Origin of the sequence: Anoxybacillus suryakundensis (assembly GCF_001418025.1) — a bacterium.
GTDB classification, from domain to species: Bacteria; Bacillota; Bacilli; order Bacillales; family Anoxybacillaceae; genus Anoxybacillus; species Anoxybacillus tengchongensis.
On the sequence record NZ_LIOK01000019.1, the window covers coordinates 24,937 to 49,800 of the forward strand.

Below are 24,864 nucleotides of genomic sequence, written 5' to 3' on the forward strand. Positions count from 1 at the left end.
TTCACCATTGTTGTGATTAGTATCCGTCACAAGCGAAGTTATATACACAGTGAAGGGGGATTTTTTTTAAAAAGTGAAAATCCCCCATCTTCATCATTGCCACTTATTTATAAACAATAAACATGAAGCAATCAATTATTTTTTAGCATATTTTAACCCTTTTAGCAACTCATAAACGATCATTAACCATTGTTGCGGTTTCATTCCTTTTACATGAACGACAATTTTGAAGCAATCTCCATCCATGCCGAAACCAACATCTCTGCCATACGGCTCGCCGAGCTTAAACAATTGACTGACATCAATTTGTTTTGTCGTTTCTTGTGAAAATAAAATTGTAATTTCTTGCTTCGTCTGCTTAATGGACTGAATGAGATGCTGTTTCGCGTATATTTTTATTTCGGCAATTTGGAATAAATAGGCCACTTCGTCCGGATAATCACCGAAGCGATCTAACATTTCTTCCCGTAATTGCTCGAGCTCTTCTAACGAATCAAGCCCACGAAATCTCTTATACATCTCGATTTTTTGTTGTTCGTTTGTAATGTAATGCTCTGGGATATACGCATCTATTTCTAAATCGATCTCCACTTCAAACGGCTTTTCTTGCTTCGTTCCTCGTCGTTCTTCAATCGCTTCTTTCAACATTTGAGAATAAAGCTCAAAACCGACGGAATCAATAAATCCATGTTGTTGTGCCCCTAGTAAGTTTCCTGCACCACGAATGGATAAGTCGCGCATCGCGATTTTAAAACCGGATCCTAGCTCTGTAAACTCTTTAATGGCTTGCAATCGTTTTTCTGCTACTTCATTCAACACCTTATCTTTTCGGTAAGTAAAATATGCATAAGCAATGCGATTAGAACGTCCTACACGCCCTCGCAATTGATATAGTTGGGAAAGACCCATTTTATCTGCATCATAAACGATCAACGTATTCACATTTGGAATGTCAACACCTGTTTCGATGATCGTCGTGCTCACTAATACATCATACTGACCTTCTAAAAACGCAAGCATGACCGATTCGAGTTCATGTTCGGACATTCTTCCGTGCGCATATGTCACGCGAGCATCAGGTACGAGCGCTGAAATTTCTTCTGCCTTCCGATCAATGTCTTCAATGCGATTATAAAGAAAAAACACTTGTCCTCCGCGCGCCATTTCGCGTTCAATCGCTTCTCGCACAATGATCGGGCTATATTCCATCACATATGTTTGTACAGGAAAACGATTTTCCGGAGGTGTTTCGATGACAGATAAATCGCGGACACCGATAAGCGACATATGCAACGTACGCGGGATCGGTGTAGCGGTTAATGTTAATACGTCGATATTTGTTTTTAGTTGTTTAATTTTTTCTTTATGAGCAACACCGAATCGTTGTTCTTCGTCAATAATTAATAAACCTAAATCTTTAAATGATACGTCTTTAGATAAAAGCCGATGTGTTCCAATAACCATATCAATCGTGCCGTCTTTTAAGCCTTGAATCGTTTCCGCCTGTTGTTTTTTCGTACGGAAACGGCTTAATAAACCGATGTTAATCGGATAACCCTGAAAACGTTCACGAACTGTTTCGTAATGTTGTTGCGCTAAAATTGTCGTTGGTACGAGAAATGCAACTTGTTTTCCATCCATAATCGCTTTAAATGCTGCTCGCAACGCAACTTCTGTTTTTCCGTAACCAACATCTCCACATAACAACCGATCCATCGGACGTTCGCTTTCCATATCGCGTTTAATTTCACGAATTGATCGAAGCTGATCTTCTGTTTCTTGATATGGAAACGCTGCTTCAAACTCTCGTTGCATTTCATTGTCAGGTGAAAACGCATACCCTTTGCTCGCTTCGCGCTCGGCATATAACTTCATTAAATCTTCGGCAATATCTTGAACAGATGACTCGACTTTCTTTTTTACTTTCTTCCACTCTGTTCCACCTAATTTATAAATTTTCGGCTCTTTTCCTTCTGAACCAACATATTTTTGAACGAGGTCCATTTGATCAACAGGAACATATAACGTATCATTCCCTTGATATTGAATATGAATGTAATCTTTATGAATGCCGTTAATCTCTAACGTTTCGATTCCTAAGTATTTTCCGATCCCATGATTAACATGAACGACATAGTCACCGACTTTTAAATCTGTATAACTTTTAATTCGTTCGGCGTTCGACAACTTTTGACGCCGCAAAGGACGCTTCATTCGCTTTTTAAATAGCTCTTCTTCTGTAATGACGGCCAGTTTTTGCATCGGCAATTCAAAACCTGCAGCTAAACTAGACGGAACAATTTGACATTTCCCATGTAACAATGCATCGTCTTTCCCCAATTGAACGGCATTAATCTCATAATCTTCTAACGTCTGTTTCAGTTTTTTCGCTCGTTCTTCATCTCCTGCTAGTAATACAACAGCATAATTCCCTTTTTGCCATCGCTCGATTTCTGCCTTCAACAATTGCATCTGACTATAAAACACTTGCATTTGTTTACAAGATACATTAACAACGTTTTGGGGATGCGTGTATGGAATATGACGTAAAAATAAAGATAAATAAATCGTTGATCTCATCCGTTTTTGCAATACTTCTGGGAACGAATGAGAAATCGAGACACTTTGCACAATTTTTCCTTCCTCTAATAAATTTGTGTACCATTCTGCCTCTTCTTGCTCCAATTTTTCTGCTACTTCTTGAATGCGACTCATTTCATCAATGACAACAACACCGTGCTCCGGAATATAATCTAGCAAACTTGCAGCCGAAGGATAGAAGAGTGAGAAATATTTGTACATTTCTTCAATTGATTTCCCGTTTTTCAACTGCTCTAATTCAAACGACACATGTTCAAATAAACGATTTTTCGTTTTTTCATCGTGAATATGTTGCAGCGTATCATGAAATTGTGCCTGTAACTGTTGAATCGCCTGATTTATATTTTGTTGTTCAACGATCAATTCTGTTGCCGGTCCGATTAATATTTCGTCCATTTCAGCAAATGAACGTTGATCGTCGACTGAAAACGTCCGAATCGACTCGATCTCTACGTCAAATAGTTCAATACGATAAGGAAGATCGGCTGTAAGCGGATAAATATCAATAATGCCCCCTCGGACGCTAAATTCCCCAGGAGTCGAAACAACAGATACACGCTCATATCCCATTGCAACAAATTGTTTCAAACAATGTTCCACATCCATTTGCTCACCGACGCGAAAATGAAGTTGATAACGTTGCCATACATCTTTCGGTGGCAATAGTCGTCGAAGCGCAGCAATAGGAGCAATGACGATTCCTTTTTTTCGTTCACACCAATAGTTTAACACTTCTAAGCGTTGCGCCCGTAATTCTGGACTAGCTACAGCTAATTCAGCTGCAATTAATTCGTTGACAGGATAAAGAAACACTTCTTCTTCATCAATTAATTGAATGAGATCGTCATATATTTTTTGCGCTTGAAATAAATTGTGCGTCACAATACATATAGGACGCTCAGTGTTTTCGTATAAAGAAGAAATGAAAACAGAACGAGCAGAGCCAGATAAACCGGTGACAAGCTGCTCCTTTAATCCATTGCGAATCCCTTCCGCAACCGATTGCATGTCCGCATGGTTGATAAAATATTGTCGTAACCCTTGCAAAAAATTCCCTCCTCTCCAAACATAAATACAAAAATGCTTTGGGTGCCCCAAAGCCAATCATTGAATAAATTTTTCATATTGATGAAGATCCGGATTCCGATCTAACGCCTCTTGACAATCTTCGCAAATCGTCTTAACATAAATTTCCCCTGTAGGAATATATTGGATCATATCTAATCTTTCTTCTTCTGTTAGTCGATGAAAGCCCAATTGCTCACTCTCTAGCTCGAGTGCATCAATGGTTCCAATTTTCACGCCACAGTGTCGGCAATAATAGTGTAATGCCATACTTGCCCCTCCTAAATGGTTGTTTTAATCGAATACATTTTGAACCATTTAGTCGGGAATTATTCATTACTTGTTAAATTCGTTCATCACTTGCACAAACGGAATTTGCAACGACCGTTCGCACGCATCCGCCGCCTTCTGAATAGCTTGCTCGATTTGTATTTTCTCTTCCTCTGTCCATCGGCCTAATACATAATCGCTCACTTTCATGCCGTTTTTCGGTCGATCGATGCCAATGCGAATGCGTTTAAATTGCTCTGTTTTCAAGTGATGAATAAGTGATTTCATGCCATTATGACCGCCGGCGCTTCCCTTTGGACGCAAGCGAACCGTTCCGGTTGGCAAATCTAAATCGTCATAAATGACAATGACTTCATCGACACCAATATCATAATAATCCACCAACGGTCGAACACATTCGCCCGATAAGTTCATATATGTAAGCGGTTTGCATAATATAACCTTTTCACCTAAAACGATGCCACTTGCAAGTATACCTTGGAACTTTGTTTGATTAAGCACGAGCCCCCAGCGACGGGCGAGCTCGTCAATCACCATAAACCCTACATTATGTCTCGTTTGCTCGTATTCTTTCCCTGGATTACCTAAACCAACAAACAGTTTTGCCATTTCCCCTGCTCCTTCTCTCCATACTGCAAAAGACGTAACCAATGATGGCTACGTCCGTCACGGCGTTGTTTCCCGTCCTTCTTCCGATTCTGGTTTTCCCGGCTCTTGTTCCTCACCGCTATGAATTTCTTCTTCTTGTTTTGGTGGCAAGATGGACGCAATTACTTCTGTCGGATCGTGATTAATTTTATAAGCACCGTTTGTTTGAATATGTGAAACTGTAATAACATCGCCTACTTGCAAATTCGTTATATCTACATCAATGGATGGCGGGATGTTTGACGGTAATGCTCGAATGGACAATTGATGCATCGCCTGTTGCAATACGCCCCCATCTTTGACGCCAGCTGCTTCACCAATGAGATGAATAGGAACGTCAACATCTATTTCTGTTTTTGCATCAACAGCTAAAAAGTCAATATGAATAATATCATGGCGAATCGGATGTTTTTGCATATCACGAATGATAATGCGAATATGATTATCATTTATTTTTGCGTCTAAAAGGCCGGTGCCACCTGTAGCCCGCAACTGCTTCAAAAACTCAGCCGCATCAACAAAAATCGGTTGGCTATTCGTCGTTTTTCCGTACAAAACGGCCGGAATATGACCTTGTTTTCGCATTTGTTTTACATAAGAGCGTCGATGATCTGAACGTAATTGAAGTTGTAACAATGAAATCACCTTCCTATTTTAGAATCGCTCATAGCTTCCCCTAAAATAGGAAGGTCTAAACATCATTAATCGAACAACGCGCTAATCGATTGTTCTTCGTGTACGCGAATAATTGCTTCACCGATAAGAGGAGCAACGGACAGTTCAACAATTTTATTCGTTTTCTTTTCTTCAGGAATAGCAATTGTATTCGTGACAACAAGTTCTTTAATTTTCGAGTTTTGGATTCGTTCAATCGCTGGACCTGATAAAACTGGGTGCGTACAACACGCATACACTTCTTTTGCCCCATGCTCAGCTAATGCATTTGCTGCTAAAGTAATTGTACCAGCTGTATCAATAATATCGTCCACTAAAATCGTTGTTTTTCCTTGTACATTCCCAATAATGTTCATAACTTCTGCTACATTTGGTTTTGGACGACGCTTGTCAATAATGGCAATCGGTGCTTTTAAACGATCTGCCATTTTCCGTGCACGCGTCACGCCACCATGGTCTGGAGAAACGATAACGATATCATCAAGCTGCTTTTCTTTAAAGTAATCTGCTAAAATCGGAACTCCCATTAAATGATCGATTGGAATATCAAAAAATCCTTGAATTTGCGGCGCGTGCAAATCAAGCGTAATGACGCGAGACGCACCAGCTGTTTCTAACAAATTAGCAACTAATTTTGCCGTAATCGGCTCACGAGAACGCGCTTTGCGATCTTGACGAGCATATCCGTAGTACGGCATAACAATGTTTATTGTTTTAGCAGATGCTCGCTTTAATGCATCTATCATAATAAGTAACTCCATTAAATGCTCATTCACAGGAGCGCTTGTTGATTGAATAACATAAACATCGCATCCCCGAATGCTTTCCTCAATGTTAATTTGAATTTCCCCATCACTAAAACGAGAAACAGAGCACTTTCCTAATTCTACACCAATTACTTTTGCGATTTCTTGAGCTAAGATCGGATTAGAATTTAACGAAAATAACTTTAAATTCGAATTCAAATACTGAGACATGGGTCAATAAACCTCCATTAGGATTTTTTCTTCGCCTGTAGACGTTCAACATAATGTTCTTTATTTGTTTGTCGAGCACGAGCAATAGCTAGAGCTTGGCTTGGTACATCGTCGGTAATTGTTGAGCCGGCCGCTACATACGCCCCACTTCCTACTACAACAGGAGCAATCAAATTCGAATTACAGCCAATAAACGCGCCATCTTCAATTTTTGTCACGTATTTATTCATACCGTCATAATTTACTGTAATGGTTCCACAGCCAATGTTGACATCCGCACCTACCTCAGCATCTCCAATATAGCTTAAATGCGATGCTTTACTTCTATTCCCAAACGTCGCTTTTTTAATCTCAACGAAATTTCCAATTCTTACATCATCACCAATTTTAGATAGTGGACGAATATGAGCAAATGGGCCGATCGTTACGTCTGACCCTACTTCACTATCATGTACAACCGAATGCCGAATCGATGTGTTATGACCAATACGGCTATTTTTAATTTCACTATTCGGTCCGATCATGCAGTTTTCACCGATCACCGTATGCCCCTCAATCCATGTCCCTGGATAAATGATTGTATCCTGTCCAATGCTTACATCAGGTGCTATATACGTATGCTCAGGATCGATGATTGTCACACCATTTGCCATATGTTTGCGATGAATGCGCGCCCGCATAATTTTTTCTGCTTGTGCAAGCGCAATGCGGTCATTTACACCTAGCGTTTCTTCAAACATCGGTGTTTCATATGCTGAAATGATTTCGCCTTGTTTTTTCAAAATTTCGATCACATCTGGTAAGTAATATTCTCCTTGCGCATTGTCATTTGATACTTTCGTAAGCGCTTCAAATAATGCACGATTATCGAAACAATACGTCCCTGTATTAATTTCTCGAATCTTTCGCTCTTCTTCTGTTGCGTCTTTATGTTCTACAATTTTTTCAACATGTCCATCTTTATTACGGACGATGCGACCATATCCTGTTGGATCTTCTGCAAGGGCGGTTAAAATCGTTGCTTTCGCTTTCGTTTGCAGATGATGATGTAAAAGCGCTTCCATCGTTTCTGAGGTGATCAATGGTGTATCCCCGCAAACAACGAGAGTCACACCATCTTTATCAGCTAAATGAGGTGCTGCTTGCATTACGGCATGCGCCGTCCCAAGCTGTTGTTCTTGAATGACATATTCACTTTGATTGCCAAGCTGTTCTTTCACTCGTTCTGCTCCAAAACCAACAACGGTAATTAGTCGATCTACATGCAATGTAGAAATCGCATCCACTACATGTTGTACCATCGGCTTGCCACAGACAGGGTGCAACACTTTATACAGCTTTGAACGCATACGCGTCCCCTGCCCAGCCGCTAAAATGATCGCATATCGTTTCATCGTAAGGCCTCCATACCTCTCTTTATCCATATTGAATATATATCAATTATGTATGTATTTCAAGGAAACATTGTCATCTACCAAAAAAATTCATCATTTTCATCATATGTTCTTTACGAATAGAGTAAACATGATTTTTCATATAAAAAGGACCCTTTTTTAAGCGAAAGGGTCCTTTCTTATGATTACGAAGCACCTGCTTCTTCAAGCTCTTTTTCCAACTCACCAGCACGGTGATATTCAGCTAAAACAGCCTCTTGGATTTTCCCGCGGGTTGTTGAGTTAATTGGATGAGCGATGTCACGGAATTCCCCGTCAGGAGTACGCTTGCTTGGCATAGCGACAAACAAGCCGTTATTGCCTTCAATCACACGGATATCATGAACGACGAATTCATGATCCAACGTAATCGAGGCAATCGCTCTCATACGTCCTTCGGTATTCACGCGGCGTAATCTCACGTCAGTTACTTCCATTCTGTTCACCACCTTTTCCCTATATAAGAACTTAAGTGAATTTATTCCACACTGTTTTTTATTTTCCTGCTAACATGAAAAAAATTTTTTTACGATTGTTTGACAAGTGCAACCACTTCAATTTCAATTAACGCATCTTTCGGTAAGCGCGCAACTTCAACAGCAGAACGCGCTGGTTTATGATTACAAAAATATTGTCCATATACTTCATTCATCGCCGCAAAATCGTTCATGTCTTTTAAAAATACTGTTGTTTTCACAACCGTTTCTAAGGACGCTCCTGCTGCTTCAAGCACTGCTTGTAAATTTTTGAACACTTGATGCGTTTGTGCTTGAATATCTCCTTGTACCATCTCTCCTTCTGGTGTTAAAGCAATTTGACCAGAGCTGTAAAACATGTTGTTAACAATAATGCCTTGTGAGTATGGTCCAATCGCTTGTGGAGCTTGATTTGTGTGTACAACTTTCATGCCTCTTCCTCCTGTATGTAAAAGTCGTTTTATTTATTTGACAAAATGAAAGTAGTTTCCTTCTTCTACTGTAATTTGTTTTTCTTTCACATTAACCGATGTCAGTTTCACAAGGGAAACGTATTCATCGACAAGTCGTTCTTCTGCTTCTTCCGACTCAACGAGCACACCAATACCAACAACATTGGCGCGAAATTCTGCAAGCAAACTAATCATGCCATTAATCGTTCCGCCCGCTTTCATAAAGTCATCTACAATTAATACGTTGGCTCCTTCTTTTAAACTTCGCTTCGATAGCACCATCGTTTGAATACGTTTCGATGAACCAGATACGTAATTGATACTGACCATTGACCCTTCCGTCACTTTACTGTCGCGACGAATAATGACGACAGGTACATTTAAAAAGCTCGCAACAGCATAGGCTAGGGGAATCCCTTTTGTTGCAACTGTCACAACAAAATCAATTTGTTCATGCGCAAACGCAGAAGCATATAATCGTCCAATTTGGTTAACGATGCGCGTATCACCAAGTAGATCAGTCATATATAAATAACCTCCTGGCAATAAACGATCGGGATCTGCTAGGCGTGTACATAATTGTTGAATAAATTGTTTCGCTTCTGCTTCTGACATTTTCGGTACGTATTGTACTCCCCCTGCTGCCCCAGGAAGCGTGCGCAACAAACCGATCCCTTGTTGTTCAAATGTCTGCTTAATAATAGCCAAATCTTCGCTAATTGACGATTTCGCTGATCCGTATCGTTCCGCAAAAAAGGTAAGCGGGACGAGCTGATGTGGATGGTAAAGCAAATAATGCGTCATATCTACAAGCCGACTACTCCGCCTTAATTTCATGTAATAACCTCCTTATTGTTCGTGTCTTTCTCCAATTAATCGAACAGCATATACTTGTTCACAAAAACCGCGCAAACCGTTATATACTCGTTGTAAACGTGAATCGTGTTGAATAAGTCCAAATACGGTTGGTCCGCTTCCACTCATTAACGATACATCTGCACCAAAACGTTTCATTTGTTCTTTAATTTGCGCTACTTTAGGATGCATGTTTAATGTAACACTTTCTAAAACGTTCCCAGCAAGCGCACAAATTTTTTCATAATTTTTCTCTTTAATCGCCGCAACCATACCATCTACATCTGGATGATGAACAGATTGTAATTGTAAATTTCGGTATACATCTGCTGTTGATACACCGATTGTTGGTTTTGCTAAAATGACCCAACACGGTGGGGGGGCCGGAATATGCTCAATTTTTTCCCCACGTCCTCTCGCAACCGCTGTCCCCCCATATACGCAAAACGGAACATCCGATCCGATCTCCGCTCCAATTTCTGCAAGTTCGTCTAAACTTAAACCTAGTCCCCAAAGTTTATTCAAACCGCGCAACGTTGCCGCTGCATCGCTACTTCCACCTGCAAGACCTGCCGCAACAGGAATATGTTTCGTGATAGAAATCGCCACACCACGACGAACACCTAGCTTTTCTTTCAGAAGTTTAGCTGCTTGATATGCTAAATTTCGTTCATCATCTGGTACAAAGCGATTGTGTGAAATAATTTGAATCGTATCACTATACAAATCCGTTAACTCCACACGGTCAGCTAAATCAATCGTTGTCATCACCATATTTACTTCATGGTAACCGTCTGAACGCTTATGTAACACATCTAGAGATAAATTAATTTTCGCTGGTGCTTTCACTAACAACCTCAAACTGTTCACCTACTTTTCCGACTTCAAACTCCTATCGACATTTTACCACAAAAAATAGTGAACAAATACGTACCTTTTCCATACACATAAAAAAAGAGACCACCGATATTGGTCGCCTCCTTAACCATCATGAATGTGAGCTGCTCATCGCTACTTGTTCATCATCTAAAAATGTCAGCTGTACCGTTTCCGTCAACACATCTGCATAACTATATGATACACGTTCAAAAGCGTTTTCTTCTTGATCCAGTTCAACAACAAATACGGACGGATATGTTTGGGCTAACACGCCGCAACGCTCGACTGTCTTTCGACGCCCACCGTTCGCTTTTAACGTCAATCTTTTACCGAGATTCGAATCCAACACTTTTTTAATTTCCGACAATGTTTTTCCCATCGTATCCACCTCACTATTAAGTAGTATAACAAACGAAATGTAATAAGTCAAAAAATAAGAATTATATCAACAAAGAATATTTTATGTCAATACTTTTGTCTTTATTATGGACAATAATAAAAAAATTATGTACAAAAAGTGTTAAAAAATAAAATGATATTCTTGTCTTTTTACCACGATGGCAAAAAGACAAGAAGTATGTTATGTTTGCTCATCTATCGTCCGAAATGGCATTCCCGTTCGCAAGACGCCTCGCGTTTCAACACCGCCCAGTCCCTTCTCCCCCGTTAATGTATTTCGTAGCACATCCCATACGTTGACACGATCCATAAAAGGAGTGAAGCTAATGCGTGAAACGATATATACAGGGTCAAGTGCATGAATATTGACACGCGCAGGGGAGCTTGCAAAGTTAGCACCTGCTCGAATAAGTGATTCAAAATGAGATTGACACGCTCCAGCGAAAATCACAAGTTGGTCGAGATTCGGGATTTTTTTTCGGGCCTGCTTCACCGTCTGTACGAAATATTTCGAATGACGATACGCTTTTAAATCATCGATCGCTCCTTTTGATTTTGAATACGCATCATGCCCAGTTACAACTAAAATATCAGGACGAACTTGTTCAAGTAGTGGAATAATGCGATCAGGCATGTCTGTTTCATGGCAATGGACACCATATACCGGAACTCCAATTCGCTCATACAACTGCATACATTTTCGTAAATAAAGCGGATCACCGTCTATATGAAGCACTCGGCCAGGAAGTTGAAAAAAATCCATTTTTACTTCGTATCCACCTGTTGATTCATATTCGCTTTTTTCTCGTAACAAACGATAATCTTGACGCAACAATTTGTAACATTGCTCAATATGTTGTTTTTCTTCTTCTTTCCGTCTCTTTTTTTCACGTTCATCAATAACAACTAAATCGGAAAAAGGAGCATCAGCTATGAGTCGAACATCTTCTCCATATAAGATCGCTTCTTTTTCTCCCTCTTGTTCTTTAATATCAATAACTCGAAACAAAACATCACATTCATACGATTTCCGCGCAACAATGTCCCCAACTTGAATCATACACGTCCGCCCTTTCGTCTGTTTTGTTTGTAACATATGCAACGAAAGGATAGAACGTGTAAAAAAAGAGGCGTTATGCCTCTTGATAAAAAATGTGATATAGTTGTTCGCTTAATGTAGCAAATTCAGCAATGTTGAGCGTCTCTCCTCTACGTTTTGGATCAATACGAGCATTTTCAAGAGCTTTTTCAATTTGTACTTTTTTCTCCTTGCCGTTTGGCAATTGGCTCATTAAATTATTTAAAATCGTTTTCCGCCGTTGTCCAAAACTCGCACGAACGACCATAAAGAAAAAATCTTCATTTATAACAGAGACAGCAGGTTGTTCGCGCTTCAATAACCGAATGACTGCAGAGTCCACATTCGGTTTTGGCATAAATACAGTTCGTGGCACATGCATCACTGTTTCAGCTTGTGTATAATATTGCACAGCAACCGTCAAAGAACCATAATCTTTCGTTCCTGGTTTTGCTGCCATGCGCTCGGCTACCTCTTTTTGTAACATAACGACCATACCGCGAATAGGTAGACGATCAGTCAACAGTTTCATAATGATCGGTGTTGTGACGTAATACGGTAAATTAGCAACAACCATAATATCGTCAACATCCATAAATTGTTCTGCAATAACTTGTTGCACATCTGCTTTTAAAACATCTTGATGAATAATGGACACGTTCGGATATGGAGAAAGCGTATCAGCTAAAATGGGAAGAAGCCGTTGATCAATTTCAAATGCGACTACTTTTTTCGCTCGTCGCGCTAGTTGCTCTGTAAGCGCCCCGATTCCCGGTCCAATTTCAATGACACCTGTTCGCTCAGAAAGCTCAGCAAAATCGACGATACGATGTAAAATATTTGGCTCAATCAAAAAATTTTGCCCAAGACTTTTTTTGAACGAAAACCCATATTTCTCTAAAATTTCTTTCGTGCGAGTCGGTGTAGCAATATCTTTATACATGTTGTTCCTCCTGCATGACGTGCTTCATCGCTTCTATAAATTGTTCTTTTGAAATTTGAAACATTTGTAACCGTTTATGCAGCTGTTTTCCGTTTGTATATCCGATTTTTAATAATTGTCCTAACCGTTCACGGCGAGCGCGTGCTAGTGGACCACCAATTAATCCTGCATCGACAAGCTGTTGGAATGAAATTTCTTCTTTCGGATCAATCATTTCTTCATACACGCTTAATAGCGCTGTGCGGATCGCTTCAACAGAAGCATGCTCAACCCCTAGACCTTTACCGTGTTTCCCTCGCGCTTCTTCACGCGTTAAAAATGCATGTTTGCATCCCGGAACACGTTCAGCAATTGTTTTCCGAATTTTTTCACCCGGATAATCAGGATCCGTAAAAATAATCACCCCGCGCTGTTGTTGTGCTAAACGAATACGCTCGATCGTTTCATCATTAATGGCTGCTCCATTCGTTTCAATCGTATCAGCATCTACCGCACGACGAATCGCTACTGTATCATCGCGCCCTTCGACAACGATAATTTCCTTAATTTTCATAAAATCCTCCATCTTTCAGTCGTTCTTCACCCATTATAACGAAAAAAACAGAGGATCGTGAAATCCTCTGTCGTTATTTTATAATTTTTATTTTCACACGTTTCGTTCCCCAGCGATATGCAGCTGATTGATCTGGGAAAAATACGTCGATTTTATATCCCTTCACATTTGCACCTGTATCGGCTGCAACAGCGTATCCATATCCTTCTACGTATACTTTCGTTCCAAGCGGAATGACCCGCGGATCAACCGCAATCACTTTTGCGTTTGGATTTGAACGCAAGTTGACACCCGTTGCCGTTGTACCAGAGCATCCACCACAATATGCTGTGTACGCTGTAGCAATCACGTAAAGTTCCTCAGCCGCTTCATTACCTCCACGAGAAGCTAATATTTTCGGAGCTGGTTTCGTTCCAATCGCAACAATACGATTTTTGCTTGGCTTGATCGTCTCTGTTTTAATAAGCTTTCGCGATACTTCTTTTCCGTTTTTTAGAATAACTTCATATTGCTTAGCGACAAGCCCTTTTTCTCCTTCGCTAATTACCTTTTGCTTACCTTTTTCTAGTTGTGCGTCTTTCTTTTTCACAACTGTATAATTTACTGGTTCTTCCACTACATCGGTGACTTTTTCAACTCGAACAATGTTTATTTTTGTGTTTGGTTGAATCATTTCATTCAATTTGGGTTGAACGCGATCCATCTCCCGCAATGTGATATGCTGTTTAGCTAAAAAGTCAGCGACCGTAGTCGAAGTAGACCAAACTTGTTGTTGTTTGCCGCCGTCATTTAATGTAATTGGAAATGCTTTGCTTACTACAATCTTCATGTTTTCTTGCACTTGTTCATGAACGTTCGGTGATACTTGATCGTAATCACGAAGTTCGATTTGTTGAATATGCAATACATCCTTGACAGTTTTAGCCGTCGTTCTTAATTTCTTTTCTACCCCATCAACAATGAGTACAATCGGCTTGCTGGCTTCCCATTTGACAGTCAAATGATCAACAATTTTTGTTTGTGGGGAAGGGGAGATAGCATCTTCTTGTTTTAACTTAATATTTTGTTCTTTCAATAACTCAGCAACTGTATTGGCGTGTGTACGCACTTTTTGCTCTTTTCCATTCGTATATAACGTGACTGTATCTTTTGTCCATTCATAACTCGCATATCCTGTCATGCTACATAGAGCCAAAAATCCCCCTGTAGCTAGCGCAATCTTCTTCTTTGATGCTGATTGCAATAATGTTTTTACATACGTAATCAAAATAAAAACGCCTCCTTTTCCGATAGATAACCGTGACGACCCTCCCTTTCTATGAAGCTTATTATCTATTATTCAAAATATTCTTTCATAAGGGAAGAAAGACTTGTCGACAAGCTTATTCTATGCTTGTGAAAAAAGATGTAGAACGATCACGTTTCATCTTTTCTTTAGACAAGTCTTCCAATCAATCGACACGTTTCTCTATCAAATAATGCCGAATAATCGCTTGGCGTTGTCGGACGTTTTTTGAGCAACTTCTTCAAAAGATAACCCTTTTAATTCGGCGATCGCTTCAGCAACATACTTTACATAGCTTGGTTCGTTCCGCTTCCCCCGAAACGGATGCGGCGTTAAATATGGACAGTCCGTTTCAATAAGTAGCCGATGAAGCGGAATTTCTTTTGCTACTTCTTTCGGCTTTTTCGCATTTTTAAACGTAACAGGACCGCCGAACGAAATATAAAAATTCATATCTATACATTGGCGTGCTACTTCTATACTGCCGCTAAAACAATGCATCACGCCTCCGACTTCCTCTGCGTTCTCTTCTCGTAAAATATGAACGATATCAGCAGTTGCATCACGATTATGTATAATAATCGGGAGCTTCACTTTTTTCGCTAAACGAATTTGTTTTCGAAACACTTCTTTTTGTACTTCTTTCGGTGATTGATCCCAATAATAATCTAACCCCATTTCACCAAGTGCGACGACTTTCGGATGTGATGCTAAATGTTCAATCATAGTGAGATCTTCATCCGTCATATGAATTGCATCAACAGGATGCCATCCGACAGCTGCATAAATAAAAGAGTATCGCTCAGCTAATTCTATTGCCCGCTGAATGGTCGGGCGATCAAAACCGACAACGACAATATGTGACACACCTTCTGCACGTGCTCGCTCAATGACTTGTTCAACATCTTCGTTAAATTGTGTCGCATTTAAATGTGCATGTGTATCAAATAACATATAACCCCTCTTTTCTTCCGATGTTCAGTTTACCACACAATATCGTTACATAAATCACAGCTATATAACAATTGCATTACAAAACAGAAACAAAGAGGTGTCTTTGCAACACCTCTTTACTTTACTTTTGCTCCGTTTGGAAGCGATCCATCCACTGTTGCCAATGATAATACACCATCTTTTTCTCCTGCTAAAATCATGCCTTGTGATAACTCTCCGCGCAATTTCACAGGTTTTAAATTTGTCACGCAAATAACTTTTTTCCCGATCAAATCTTCAGGTTTGTAATATTTCGCAATGCCCGATACAACTTGACGTTTTTCATATCCTAAATCAAGTTGCAGTTTAAGCAGACGATCTGCTTTTGGAATCGGCTCAGCGTGAACAACTTGTGCCACACGCAAATCTACTTTCATAAAATCGTCAATTGTAATTTCTTCACCTGTTTCCTCGCTTTGTTCTTGTTTTTCTTCTGTATTTGCTACTGTCCCTTTCATTTGTGATTGAATGTATTGTACTTCCTCTTGAACGTCTAAACGCGGAAACAGTGGTGCACCTTTCGCAACCGTTCGCTCCTGTTGTGAAGCGCCAAACGTTTGTAAACTATCCCAACTCATCAGCTGTTCATCTTGAATACCAAGTTGAGCAAACATCTGTTTTGGCGTTGCCGTCAAAAACGGCTGCAATAAAACAGCTACATAGCGGAGAGATTCTGCTAAATGTGACATGACGGAAGCCAATTGCTCACGTGCAGCTTCGTCTTTTGCTAGTACCCATGGTTGTGTTTCATCAATATATTTGTTCGTGCGACTAATAAGCTGCCAAATAGCTGTTAGAGCTTGGGAAAATTGCATTTGTTCCATCGCTTCCTCATACTGTTTTACCGTATCATATGCCGTTTGCACAAGCTGTCCGTCAAATGATGTGTGCGTGCCGCTATATACAGGAATGCGACCGGCAAAATATTTTTCGATCATCGCTACTGTCCGATTTAACAAGTTTCCTAAATCGTTCGCTAAATCATAGTTAATGCGTTCGACAAAACCTTCTGGTGTAAACACACCATCTGACCCAAACGGCACTTCACGAAGCAAATAATAGCGCAACGCATCCAATCCATACCGATCAATTAACGTAACGGGATCAACGACATTTCCTTTCGATTTCGACATTTTTCCGTCTTTCATAAGCAACCAACCGTGTGCAAACACTTTTTTCGGAAGCGGAAGATCTAAAGCCATCAACATAATTGGCCAATAAATTGTATGGAAGCGAACAATCTCCTTGCCAACGAGGTGAACATCAGCCGGCCAATACGTTTTATATTTTTCATCGCTGTCTGTTCCATATCCCAACGCAGTAATATAGTTTGACAACGCATCAATCCATACATAAATGACGTGCTTCGGATCTCCAGGAACAGGGATACCCCAGTCAAACGTCGTTCGTGACACAGCTAAGTCTTCTAATCCCGGTTTGATGAAATTGTTGATCATTTCATTTTTCCGCGATTCTGGCTGAATAAATTGTGGGTTTTCTTCATAAAACGCTAATAAACGATCGACATATTTGCTCATGCGGAAAAAGTACGATTGTTCTTTTACTTTTTCTACAGAACGCCCGCAGTCTGGACAATTCCCTTCAACTAATTGTCGCTCGGTGTAAAACGATTCACACGGGGTACAATACCATCCCTCATATTCGTCTAAATAAATATCCCCTTGTTCTAAAAGGCGAGCAAAAATTTTTTCAACAACTTGTTTATGGCGTTGTTCCGTCGTACGAATAAAATCATCATAAGAAATATCAAGCTTTTTCCACAGCTCCTTAATCCCTGCAACAATTTCATCGACGTACTGTTGTGGAGTAACCCCTTTTTCTTCCGCTTTTCGCTGAATTTTTTGACCATGTTCATCCGTTCCTGTTAAATACATCACGTCGTAGCCACGCATCCGTTTATATCGCGCCATTGCATCACCAGCAACTGTCGTATAAGCATGACCGATATGTAATTTATCGCTCGGATAGTAAATAGGTGTAGTAATATAAAACGTCTTTTTCGTCACTTTTACCCCTCCTTGTTGCACGTGTAGTAGAAACGCTCCCGCCCAAAGGACGAGAGCGATTACATACTTGTATTCTTGATCAATACATCTATTCCTCTTATCTCACCAAAATATACATAAAAATAGAGAGCGCTGTCAACTATTCGACATGAGATTGTCGGTAAACAGCTCACTTGTGTCGAATTTTGTCGAAAAAATAACGAGGATTTTGTCGAATTTATGTTGAATTTTGTCGAATAATCCTTATAATAAGGTTTGTATCGTCTTGAAAAGTAGTTAAAAACTGTTATGCATCTCTTGTAAAATCATTTGGTTTTTGTCATTTCAACTATAATTTTGTCGAATTTTATATGCAACGACATGTAAAACATACATTTTTTTTTATTGTTGCATATAAAAGGATTGACGCTTAATGGAAAAGTTGTTATGATAAATCCATAGAGATTTTGTCGAATATTGACGAAAAAAGATGAAAAAAAGGAGAGGAGAAAGAATATGAAATCAACAGGTATTGTTCGTAAAGTCGATGAATTAGGTCGTGTTGTTATTCCAATCGAATTGGCCGTACATTAGGAATCGCAGAAAAAGATGCGTTAGAAATTTATGTAGATGATGAACGCATCATTTTGAAAAAATACAAGCCAAACATGACTTGCTTAGTTACTGGGGAAGTATCTGATGACAACTTTAAACTTGCTGATGGAAAAATCATTTTAAGCAAAGAAGGCGCAGAAGCATTATTACAAGAAATTCAAAACCTTCTTCAACAATCAAAATAAAAAGTTTCTCTAGATTTTTCTAGAGAAACTTTTTTACTTATGATACGCTTCATATATATCCCGTTTTGGCAATTGTCGATCTTTCGCTACTTGTTTAATTGCTTCTTTCGAAGTATATTGTTTCGCTTCCATGTAATAGTTGACATGTTCAACAATCGTTAAATTATCCCACCATACTGATTCTTCATCTGGCATATGATTCCCTTCCACAAGAAGGCAAAACTCTCCTCGCACTTCATGATGCTCTGCCCAATGGATCACTTCTTCAATCGTTCCGCGAATAAATTGTTCGAATTTTTTTGTTAATTCACGCGCTATAGCCATTTTTCGATTCCCGAATATATGATGCATGATCGTTAACGTTTCATGGAGACGATGCGGTGCCTCATAAAAAATAAGCGTATCTTTTATATGTTTTAATTGTTCAAGTTCTTTCTTCTTTTCTTTTTTATGACGGGATAAAAATCCGTAAAAATAAAAATGAGTTGTCGGTAGTCCAGAAGCCGTTAGCGCTGTGATGGCTGCATTCGCACCGGGAAGAGGCACAACTTTACATTGGGCTTGTAACGCTTCAACAACAAGTTCGTGACCTGGATCAGAAATGGTTGGCGTCCCTGCATCACTAACTAAGGCAACGTGTTTGCCTTGCAAAAGAGAGGCAATAATATGCTCCCCTCTCGCTTGTTTATTATGTTCATGGTAACTCACAAGCGGCGTATGAATGTCGAAATGATTCAGCAGTTTTTTCGTTTGCCGTGTATCTTCAGCCGCAATGAAATCGACCGTTCGTAACGTTTCAATCGCGCGTAACGTCATGTCCTCTAAATTGCCAATCGGCGTCGGGACAATATATAAAGTCCCTTTTTCATCTTCACCGATAAAACTTTTTTGTTCGTTCATATCATCTCATTCCCCATATAAAATATGTTTTAACTCGCTCGTGTACTCGCCATTTTGTGCATATACGACGAGAGGTGGTAATATTTTCAATCCTCTATTCCCATCTTTCGTTCCTTCAATTAAAATGGTATTTGCTTCTTTCCCTTCCTTTGGATAAACAAAACGTAAGCGCTTCGGCTCTAAACGGTATTGTCTCATTAATGTCACGATATCTAATAACCGCTCCGGCCGATGGACAAAAGCAGCTTTCCCACCTTGTTTGAGCAATTGACTGCTGACGCGGATAACATCCTCTAGCGTGCAATAAATTTCATGACGTGCAATAGCAAAATGTTCATTTTTATTGATCTCTTCCTCATTTGGCGTTGGAAAATAAGGAGGATTACACGTCACGACGTCAAATTTGCTATGTCCAACATAAGCCGGCATATGTTTAATATCTCCGTGAATGATTTCAATTTGCTCTTCTAATTCGTTGTATTGCACGCTTCGTTTCGCCATGTCATAAATCTTTTCTTGAATTTCCACACCTATAATTTTTCCTTTTGTTCGTTTACTTAATAGCAACGGGATGACGCCATTCCCTGTGCATAAATCAACTAAATTACCTTTTTGAATCGGGACATATACAAAATTTGCTAACAACACCGCATCAAGTGAAAACGCAAATACAGATGGGCTTTGAATAATTTTCATATCTTCTGCTAACAAATAGTCAAGCCGTTCGTCTTCACGCAACATATTTCATCCCTCTTTCTACAACAAAATAGCCTTCCAGACCATTCGTCAGAAAGGCTATTTTTTATTTAAAAATGACAAACAAAACAAGCAATCTCCATCGGTCCGCAAACTGCCGTAATGTACATTACAAATGTGAAAACCTTCTTGATACAGACGAGCTAAGTTGTCATATCCTTCACCGATATCAACTAATTTTGCCTTCGTTTGTTTTTTGCCTTGTTCCACTTTTTGCTCAGATAATTGTTCGAGACGTCTACGCAAATGATCATTTTCAACTTGAAGATGATGATTTTCTTCGATTAGCTCTCCAAGATAACTTTTCAGCTCCCCTAGCTGTTTATACAAATGAGCAATTTGCTCCTCGATACTTGTTACAGATTGAAAAATCTCTTTTTTATTCACGCGCCATCCACCCCATCACTCTGTGGCTTGAGTAGGAAGAACTTTTTCTTTTATCAATTCGTCAATTGTATACTCGACCACCCGTTCTTTTTCAACTAACTCAACTTGTAGCACTCGTTCTAAAATATTTAGTCCAACCACTTTCCCTAATCCAAGGGGAGTTTCAATCATTTCTCCTAAATCAGGTAGCTGTTCTTTCGCAGTCTCATATTCGTCGTTTTCATATTTTAAACAGCACATTAATCGACCGCATAATCCTGATATTTTTGTCGGATTTAACGATAAATTTTGATCTTTCGCCATTTTTATAGAAACAGGATCGAAGTCGCCTAAAAACGTCGAACAACAAAGCATACGCCCACACGGACCGATACCACCTAACATTTTCGCTTCATCGCGAACACCAATTTGTCTTAACTCAATTCTTGTACGAAAAATAGCTGCCAAATCTTTGACAAGTTCACGAAAATCAACTCGTCCATCAGCAGTAAAATAAAAAATGATTTTATTACGATCAAATGTATATTCCACATCGACGAGCTTCATCTCTAGTCCGTGTTCTTCTACTTTTTTCAAACAAATGTCGTACGCTTCTTCTGCTGCTTTTTTATTTTCTTCTACAACAAGTTTGTCTTTTTGATCGGCCAAGCGAATAACTTTTTTTAACGGTAAAACAATATCTTTTTCATCGACTTGTTTTTTAGCTACAACAACTTTTCCAAATTCAATACCACGAACCGTTTCAACAATAACATAGTCACCGTTTGAAATTGGTAAGTCTCCCGGATCGAAATAATAAATCTTTCCTGCTTTTTTAAAACGAACGCCTACAACTTCATACAAACGCAGATCCCTCCCGCAACTGCAATACTAACTGTTCCATTAAAAGCTGCGGATTCATATTCGTATGCAACCGCGCTTTTGCCTGTAAAATCGCTCTCATATGTTGAGCAATTTGCTTTTCAGAATAAAGAAAACGCGACTGCTGAAATTCATTCATGCAATCATCATATGCAATTTGTTGTTCTTCTCCAAGTAATACATATAACAAGTCTTTATATAAATATAATAATAAGTCTAACCCTATATTCATTTGCTCTTTATTTGTAAAATGAGTGAGCCAATGTTGCTGAATGACAAGCAACGCTTGTACATATTGCTTGTTTAATGCTTCATATAATTGTACCACTATTTTTCGTGCTTGTGCAAACCAATCATCTTGGCTTAGCTGAAGTGCTTCTTCCAAACTGTTCGTTACTCTTGCAGCCAATATAGCTAACCCCCGCGCTACACCTTGTTGTTGTAAATAAGCGTATATTCGCTCTGTTGGCAATGGATGAAAAGAAATCACTTGGCAACGTGAAACAATTGTCGGAAGTATGCGATGAAGCTGCTCTGTTAACAAAATCGCTACCGTTTTCGCTGACGGTTCCTCTAAAAATTTCAATAAACTATTGGCTGCTTGAACAGTCATTTGATCAGCATGTTCAATAATATATAATTTACGGCTCGATTCAACAGCCGTTTTTGTAAACTCCTCTTGTAACTGTTCAATTTGTTGTTTTTTGATGGAGTTTCCATCTGGGGAAACAAGATGAACATCTGGATGATTACCAGATTGAATGCGTCGACAGTTGACACATGCTTCACAAGGCTCATCATATACATTTGCTAAACAAAAAAGGCGTTTAGCAAATAAAAGAGCCGCTTCCTTTTTGCCTGTCCCTTTTTGCCCTTCAAATAAATAGGCGTGAGCCACTCTTTCTTTTCTAGTGCTGTTAACGATCATTTTTGCTACATGTGGTTGATTTGTTTCAAGCGTTTTCCAAGACATAACAACCCCCTCACTTTCTAATCAAAGGCTCCATCAGTGCCCATACGTCTTCAAACACTTTTGTTACAGACTGCGTAGCGTCTACTTTTTTTATACGATTTGGAAAACGATCTAATAACATCATATATCCGTCACGTACTCGTTCATGAAACGCTAGCTTCTCTAAATCAAGTCGATTGACTTCACGCAATCCATTTTCGCGAATGCGCGCTAATCCAAGCGCTGGGTCAATATCAAAATAAATCGTTAATATAGGCATCCAATTCTCAACGGCGAACGCATTAATAGCTAATATCTCATCTATCCCTAAACTGCGCGCTACACCTTGATAAGCTAGAGAACTGTCAATAAAGCGATCACAAAGAACGATCTTTCCTTCTTTCAACGCAGGAATTACTTTTTCAACTAAGTGTTGTCGCCTCGCTGCAGCATAAAGCAAAGCTTCTGTTCGCGCATCCATTCGTTCATTATGAGGATGTAAAATGATCGCACGAATTTGCTCAGCAATATCGATTCCTCCTGGCTCACGTGTCGCCACAACATCAACATGTTGTTCGGTTAAATAATCCTTTAACATGCGGACGATTGTTGTTTTCCCTGCTCCCTCGGGACCTTCAAATGAAAAAAATAAATAGTTCATATCATACCTCCTGAAACACTTCGATGTAATCTCCGTCTATATCTGTTTGAAAATAGGCATTGTTTTTCTTCAAATGTTGAATGATCTCAATATGCTGCTTTGTTACAATTTCCCCGATAAGTAAAATAGGAATCCCAGGTGGATAAGGGACGACCATTTGAGCGCAAACACACCCGATTGCATCACGAAGCAAAATTTTTTTTGTTTGGCGACCTTTCGTCCATTCGTAACTTACTGCTTGACAATGCTTTGGTAACTGGAATTGCACTCGTTCGTTTTTTAGTTCACTACGAATGGATTGCAGCACACGCTTTATACGATTTGCGACGTCTGGTAGTTGTTTCATTTTTGCAAGCGGGTAGACAAGTAATACGTTATACGGATCAGCCATTTCTGTAAATATTCCGTTTTTTTCTAGTAACTGTTGTAACTCATATCCTGAATGTGCGCTACGTGTTTGTAACGTAATCTTTAATAAGTCTGTTCGGATAAGCGGATGTCGTGATTCCACAACATGAATTGCTTCAATTGTCTGCAATTCTTGTTTAAATAATTGAATTTGAGCGATTATTTCATCAATCGTTTCACGCGTTTGTCGCGCTACATAAGCCCGTGCCAAATCGAGCGAAGCCATAATTGGATAAGACGGGCTACTCGTTTGGAAAACTTGCAAAAAGTATCTCAACATACGTTCATCAATAAGGTCGCTATTAAAGTGTAGAAAAGATCCCATTGTCATTGCTGGAAGTGTTTTATGGGCCGATTGTACAACAATGTCGGCTCCACACTCAACAGACGATTTTGGAAAAGGTTCTCCGAGCACAAAATGAGCACCATGTGCCTCATCAACTAAAACTGGCACTCGATAAGAATGTGCCAATTGAACGATTGTTGTTAAATCAATCGCCATACCGTAATAGTTTGGATTTGTTAAAATGAGTGCAGCAGCATCAGGATGCTCGCGCAACGTATTACAAATTGTTTCAAAAGACACAAAAGACATCACTTGAACATCTTCATCAAACTCTGGGGAAATAAAAATGGGTGTTGCCCCAACAAGATGTAGCGCATGCAAAATAGATTTATGACAATTGCGTTGTACGATGACTTTTTTATTTTTTTCACACGCGGCTGCAATCATAGCCAAATTACCAGCCGTAGAACCGTTAACTAAAAAATATGTGCGTTTTACCCCGTACAAATTTGCCGCTAACTGTTGCGCTTGTTCAATTGCTCCTGTTGGATGATGTAAATCATCTAAATGTGAAAGCTCAGTTACATCTAAATGCAACAATGGCGCAAAAGAAAAAAGAGCTTCTTCATAAAACACAGCTCCATATTTATGCCCTGGCACATGAAATGAAATAGGTTGTTTTGAGGCATGTTCGCATAAAAGCGTATATAAAGGTGTGTTTGTCTGATCCATCTTTATCCGCTTCCTCACTCATGTTGTTTTATACATTTATATTAAAATAAAACAGGCCCTAATCATAGTAGGGGCCTTGAGTTATGAATATATTTTATTCTCTCCTATTTTTTTCAACCGATCAACGTAAAATTTATATTTCTCATCATTCGTTTCAGTTTGAATGAGATCGTTATGACAATCCATACATATGAAATGATGAAAAATATAAATTCCATTTTTATTTTGTTCGTTACATATCATACAAGTTTTACTATAAGACATCCGTTCTCCACCTCCCGCTAACAGTTTTCCCAGTTTCATATAACAATATACTTAAAAAACGATCATTTGGTGCGGGAAGGTAAAAAAAGATAAAAGACCAAGACTAAATTGTCTTGGTCTTTCTATTTGCCCGGCAACGCCCTACTCTCGCAGGCGGTGTCCCGCCAACTACCATCGGCGCTGGAGAGCTTAACTTCCGTGTTCGGGATGGGAACGGGTGTGACCTCTCCGCCATCGTCACCGAGCAA

General features: G+C 39.4%; 25 protein-coding genes, 1 rRNA gene and 1 pseudogene. 1 reads left to right on the forward strand and 26 read right to left on the reverse strand.

Going from position 1 to position 24,864, the window contains the following annotated elements; all coding sequences use genetic code 11:
* Positions 1-135: 135 nt before the first annotated feature.
* From mfd to metG, 17 genes are all read right to left on the reverse strand, one after another.
* Positions 136-3,648 (reverse strand): transcription-repair coupling factor, encoded by a 3,513-nt coding sequence (gene mfd / locus ASC42_RS11495; RefSeq protein ID WP_055441869.1) that lies wholly within the window; start codon positions 3,646-3,648, stop codon positions 136-138.
* A gap of 57 nt (positions 3,649-3,705) precedes the next feature.
* Positions 3,706-3,936, reverse strand: a complete 231-nt coding sequence (gene fin / locus ASC42_RS11500) for an anti-sigma-F factor Fin (RefSeq protein WP_055441870.1) — start codon at positions 3,934-3,936, stop codon at positions 3,706-3,708.
* A gap of 66 nt (positions 3,937-4,002) precedes the next feature.
* Positions 4,003-4,566 carry an aminoacyl-tRNA hydrolase gene (pth, locus tag ASC42_RS11505; protein WP_055441871.1) on the reverse strand — a complete coding sequence of 188 codons (564 nt, stop codon included), beginning with the start codon at positions 4,564-4,566 and terminating at the stop codon, positions 4,003-4,005.
* A 57-nt stretch (positions 4,567-4,623) separates the two neighbouring features.
* Entirely contained in the window at positions 4,624-5,250 is a 627-nt protein-coding gene (locus ASC42_RS11510; RefSeq protein WP_072242743.1) for a 50S ribosomal protein L25/general stress protein Ctc, read from the reverse strand.
* A 56-nt stretch (positions 5,251-5,306) separates the two neighbouring features.
* Positions 5,307-6,257: a ribose-phosphate diphosphokinase gene (locus ASC42_RS11515; protein WP_035021116.1), complete on the reverse strand. Its 951-nt coding sequence runs from the start codon at positions 6,255-6,257 to the stop codon at positions 5,307-5,309.
* Between the two features lie 17 nt (positions 6,258-6,274).
* Positions 6,275-7,651 carry a bifunctional UDP-N-acetylglucosamine diphosphorylase/glucosamine-1-phosphate N-acetyltransferase GlmU gene (gene glmU / locus ASC42_RS11520; RefSeq protein WP_055441872.1) on the reverse strand — a complete coding sequence of 459 codons (1,377 nt, stop codon included), beginning with the start codon at positions 7,649-7,651 and terminating at the stop codon, positions 6,275-6,277.
* Positions 7,652-7,836: 185 nt separating this feature from the next.
* Complete coding sequence (gene spoVG, locus ASC42_RS11525) at positions 7,837-8,127, reverse strand: septation regulator SpoVG (RefSeq protein ID WP_003398210.1); 291 nt, start codon at positions 8,125-8,127, stop codon at positions 7,837-7,839.
* Between the two features lie 89 nt (positions 8,128-8,216).
* On the reverse strand, positions 8,217-8,597 hold the full coding sequence (locus ASC42_RS11530) for a RidA family protein (protein ID WP_032101709.1): 381 nt from the start codon (positions 8,595-8,597) through the stop codon (positions 8,217-8,219).
* Positions 8,598-8,630: 33 nt separating this feature from the next.
* Positions 8,631-9,455, reverse strand: coding sequence for a pur operon repressor (gene purR, locus ASC42_RS11535; protein ID WP_032101710.1), 825 nt, complete (start codon positions 9,453-9,455; stop codon positions 8,631-8,633).
* A gap of 12 nt (positions 9,456-9,467) precedes the next feature.
* Positions 9,468-10,334: a 4-(cytidine 5'-diphospho)-2-C-methyl-D-erythritol kinase gene (gene ispE, locus ASC42_RS11540; RefSeq protein ID WP_055441873.1), complete on the reverse strand. Its 867-nt coding sequence runs from the start codon at positions 10,332-10,334 to the stop codon at positions 9,468-9,470.
* A gap of 127 nt (positions 10,335-10,461) precedes the next feature.
* On the reverse strand, positions 10,462-10,731 hold the full coding sequence (gene veg, locus ASC42_RS11545; protein WP_055441874.1) for a biofilm formation stimulator Veg: 270 nt from the start codon (positions 10,729-10,731) through the stop codon (positions 10,462-10,464).
* Between the two features lie 201 nt (positions 10,732-10,932).
* A complete protein-coding gene (gene yabG, locus ASC42_RS11550) occupies positions 10,933-11,811 on the reverse strand; it encodes a sporulation peptidase YabG (protein ID WP_055441875.1) in 879 nt (292 codons plus the stop codon).
* A 73-nt stretch (positions 11,812-11,884) separates the two neighbouring features.
* On the reverse strand, positions 11,885-12,772 hold the full coding sequence (rsmA, locus tag ASC42_RS11555) for a 16S rRNA (adenine(1518)-N(6)/adenine(1519)-N(6))-dimethyltransferase RsmA (RefSeq protein WP_055441876.1): 888 nt from the start codon (positions 12,770-12,772) through the stop codon (positions 11,885-11,887).
* A complete protein-coding gene (rnmV, locus tag ASC42_RS11560; RefSeq protein ID WP_055441877.1) occupies positions 12,765-13,337 on the reverse strand; it encodes a ribonuclease M5 in 573 nt (190 codons plus the stop codon). Before rnmV ends, rsmA begins: the two co-directional genes overlap by 8 nt.
* A 61-nt stretch (positions 13,338-13,398) precedes the next feature.
* Entirely contained in the window at positions 13,399-14,592 is a 1,194-nt protein-coding gene (locus ASC42_RS11565) for a resuscitation-promoting factor (protein ID WP_055441878.1), read from the reverse strand.
* A 204-nt stretch (positions 14,593-14,796) separates the two neighbouring features.
* Positions 14,797-15,564, reverse strand: coding sequence for a TatD family hydrolase (locus ASC42_RS11570; protein ID WP_055441879.1), 768 nt, complete (start codon positions 15,562-15,564; stop codon positions 14,797-14,799).
* 116 nt (positions 15,565-15,680) lie between these two features.
* Positions 15,681-17,630, reverse strand: coding sequence for a methionine--tRNA ligase (gene metG, locus ASC42_RS11575; protein WP_055441880.1), 1,950 nt, complete (start codon positions 17,628-17,630; stop codon positions 15,681-15,683).
* 495 nt (positions 17,631-18,125) lie between these two features.
* Between metG and ASC42_RS11580 the strand changes: the two are divergent.
* Positions 18,126-18,409 (forward strand): annotated as a pseudogene (locus ASC42_RS11580) (AbrB/MazE/SpoVT family DNA-binding domain-containing protein).
* Positions 18,410-18,442: 33 nt separating this feature from the next.
* Here ASC42_RS11580 and rsmI read toward each other — a convergent pair.
* The 9 genes from rsmI to rrf all read right to left on the reverse strand — a co-directional run bounded on the left by rsmI (position 18,443) and on the right by rrf (position 24,861).
* Positions 18,443-19,309 (reverse strand): 16S rRNA (cytidine(1402)-2'-O)-methyltransferase, encoded by an 867-nt coding sequence (gene rsmI / locus ASC42_RS11585; RefSeq protein ID WP_055441881.1) that lies wholly within the window; start codon positions 19,307-19,309, stop codon positions 18,443-18,445.
* 6 nt (positions 19,310-19,315) lie between these two features.
* Positions 19,316-20,050, reverse strand: coding sequence for a tRNA1(Val) (adenine(37)-N6)-methyltransferase (locus ASC42_RS11590; protein ID WP_055441882.1), 735 nt, complete (start codon positions 20,048-20,050; stop codon positions 19,316-19,318).
* A gap of 54 nt (positions 20,051-20,104) precedes the next feature.
* Positions 20,105-20,452, reverse strand: coding sequence for a DNA replication initiation control protein YabA (yabA, locus tag ASC42_RS11595; protein ID WP_055441883.1), 348 nt, complete (start codon positions 20,450-20,452; stop codon positions 20,105-20,107).
* 15 nt (positions 20,453-20,467) lie between these two features.
* Positions 20,468-21,295 carry a PSP1 domain-containing protein gene (locus tag ASC42_RS11600; RefSeq protein ID WP_032101721.1) on the reverse strand — a complete coding sequence of 276 codons (828 nt, stop codon included), beginning with the start codon at positions 21,293-21,295 and terminating at the stop codon, positions 20,468-20,470.
* Complete coding sequence (gene holB / locus ASC42_RS11605; RefSeq protein WP_055441884.1) at positions 21,288-22,286, reverse strand: DNA polymerase III subunit delta'; 999 nt, start codon at positions 22,284-22,286, stop codon at positions 21,288-21,290. The genes ASC42_RS11600 and holB overlap by 8 nt, the downstream gene beginning before the upstream one ends.
* A 10-nt stretch (positions 22,287-22,296) precedes the next feature.
* Positions 22,297-22,926, reverse strand: coding sequence for a dTMP kinase (tmk, locus tag ASC42_RS11610; protein WP_055441885.1), 630 nt, complete (start codon positions 22,924-22,926; stop codon positions 22,297-22,299).
* A gap of 1 nt (position 22,927) precedes the next feature.
* Positions 22,928-24,352, reverse strand: coding sequence for an aminotransferase class I/II-fold pyridoxal phosphate-dependent enzyme (locus tag ASC42_RS11615; protein WP_055441886.1), 1,425 nt, complete (start codon positions 24,350-24,352; stop codon positions 22,928-22,930).
* Positions 24,353-24,433: 81 nt separating this feature from the next.
* Positions 24,434-24,655, reverse strand: a complete 222-nt coding sequence (locus ASC42_RS14385; protein ID WP_342413238.1) for a sigma factor G inhibitor Gin — start codon at positions 24,653-24,655, stop codon at positions 24,434-24,436.
* 89 nt (positions 24,656-24,744) lie between these two features.
* Positions 24,745-24,861 (reverse strand): 5S ribosomal RNA (gene rrf, locus ASC42_RS11625).
* Positions 24,862-24,864: the final 3 nt, after the last annotated feature.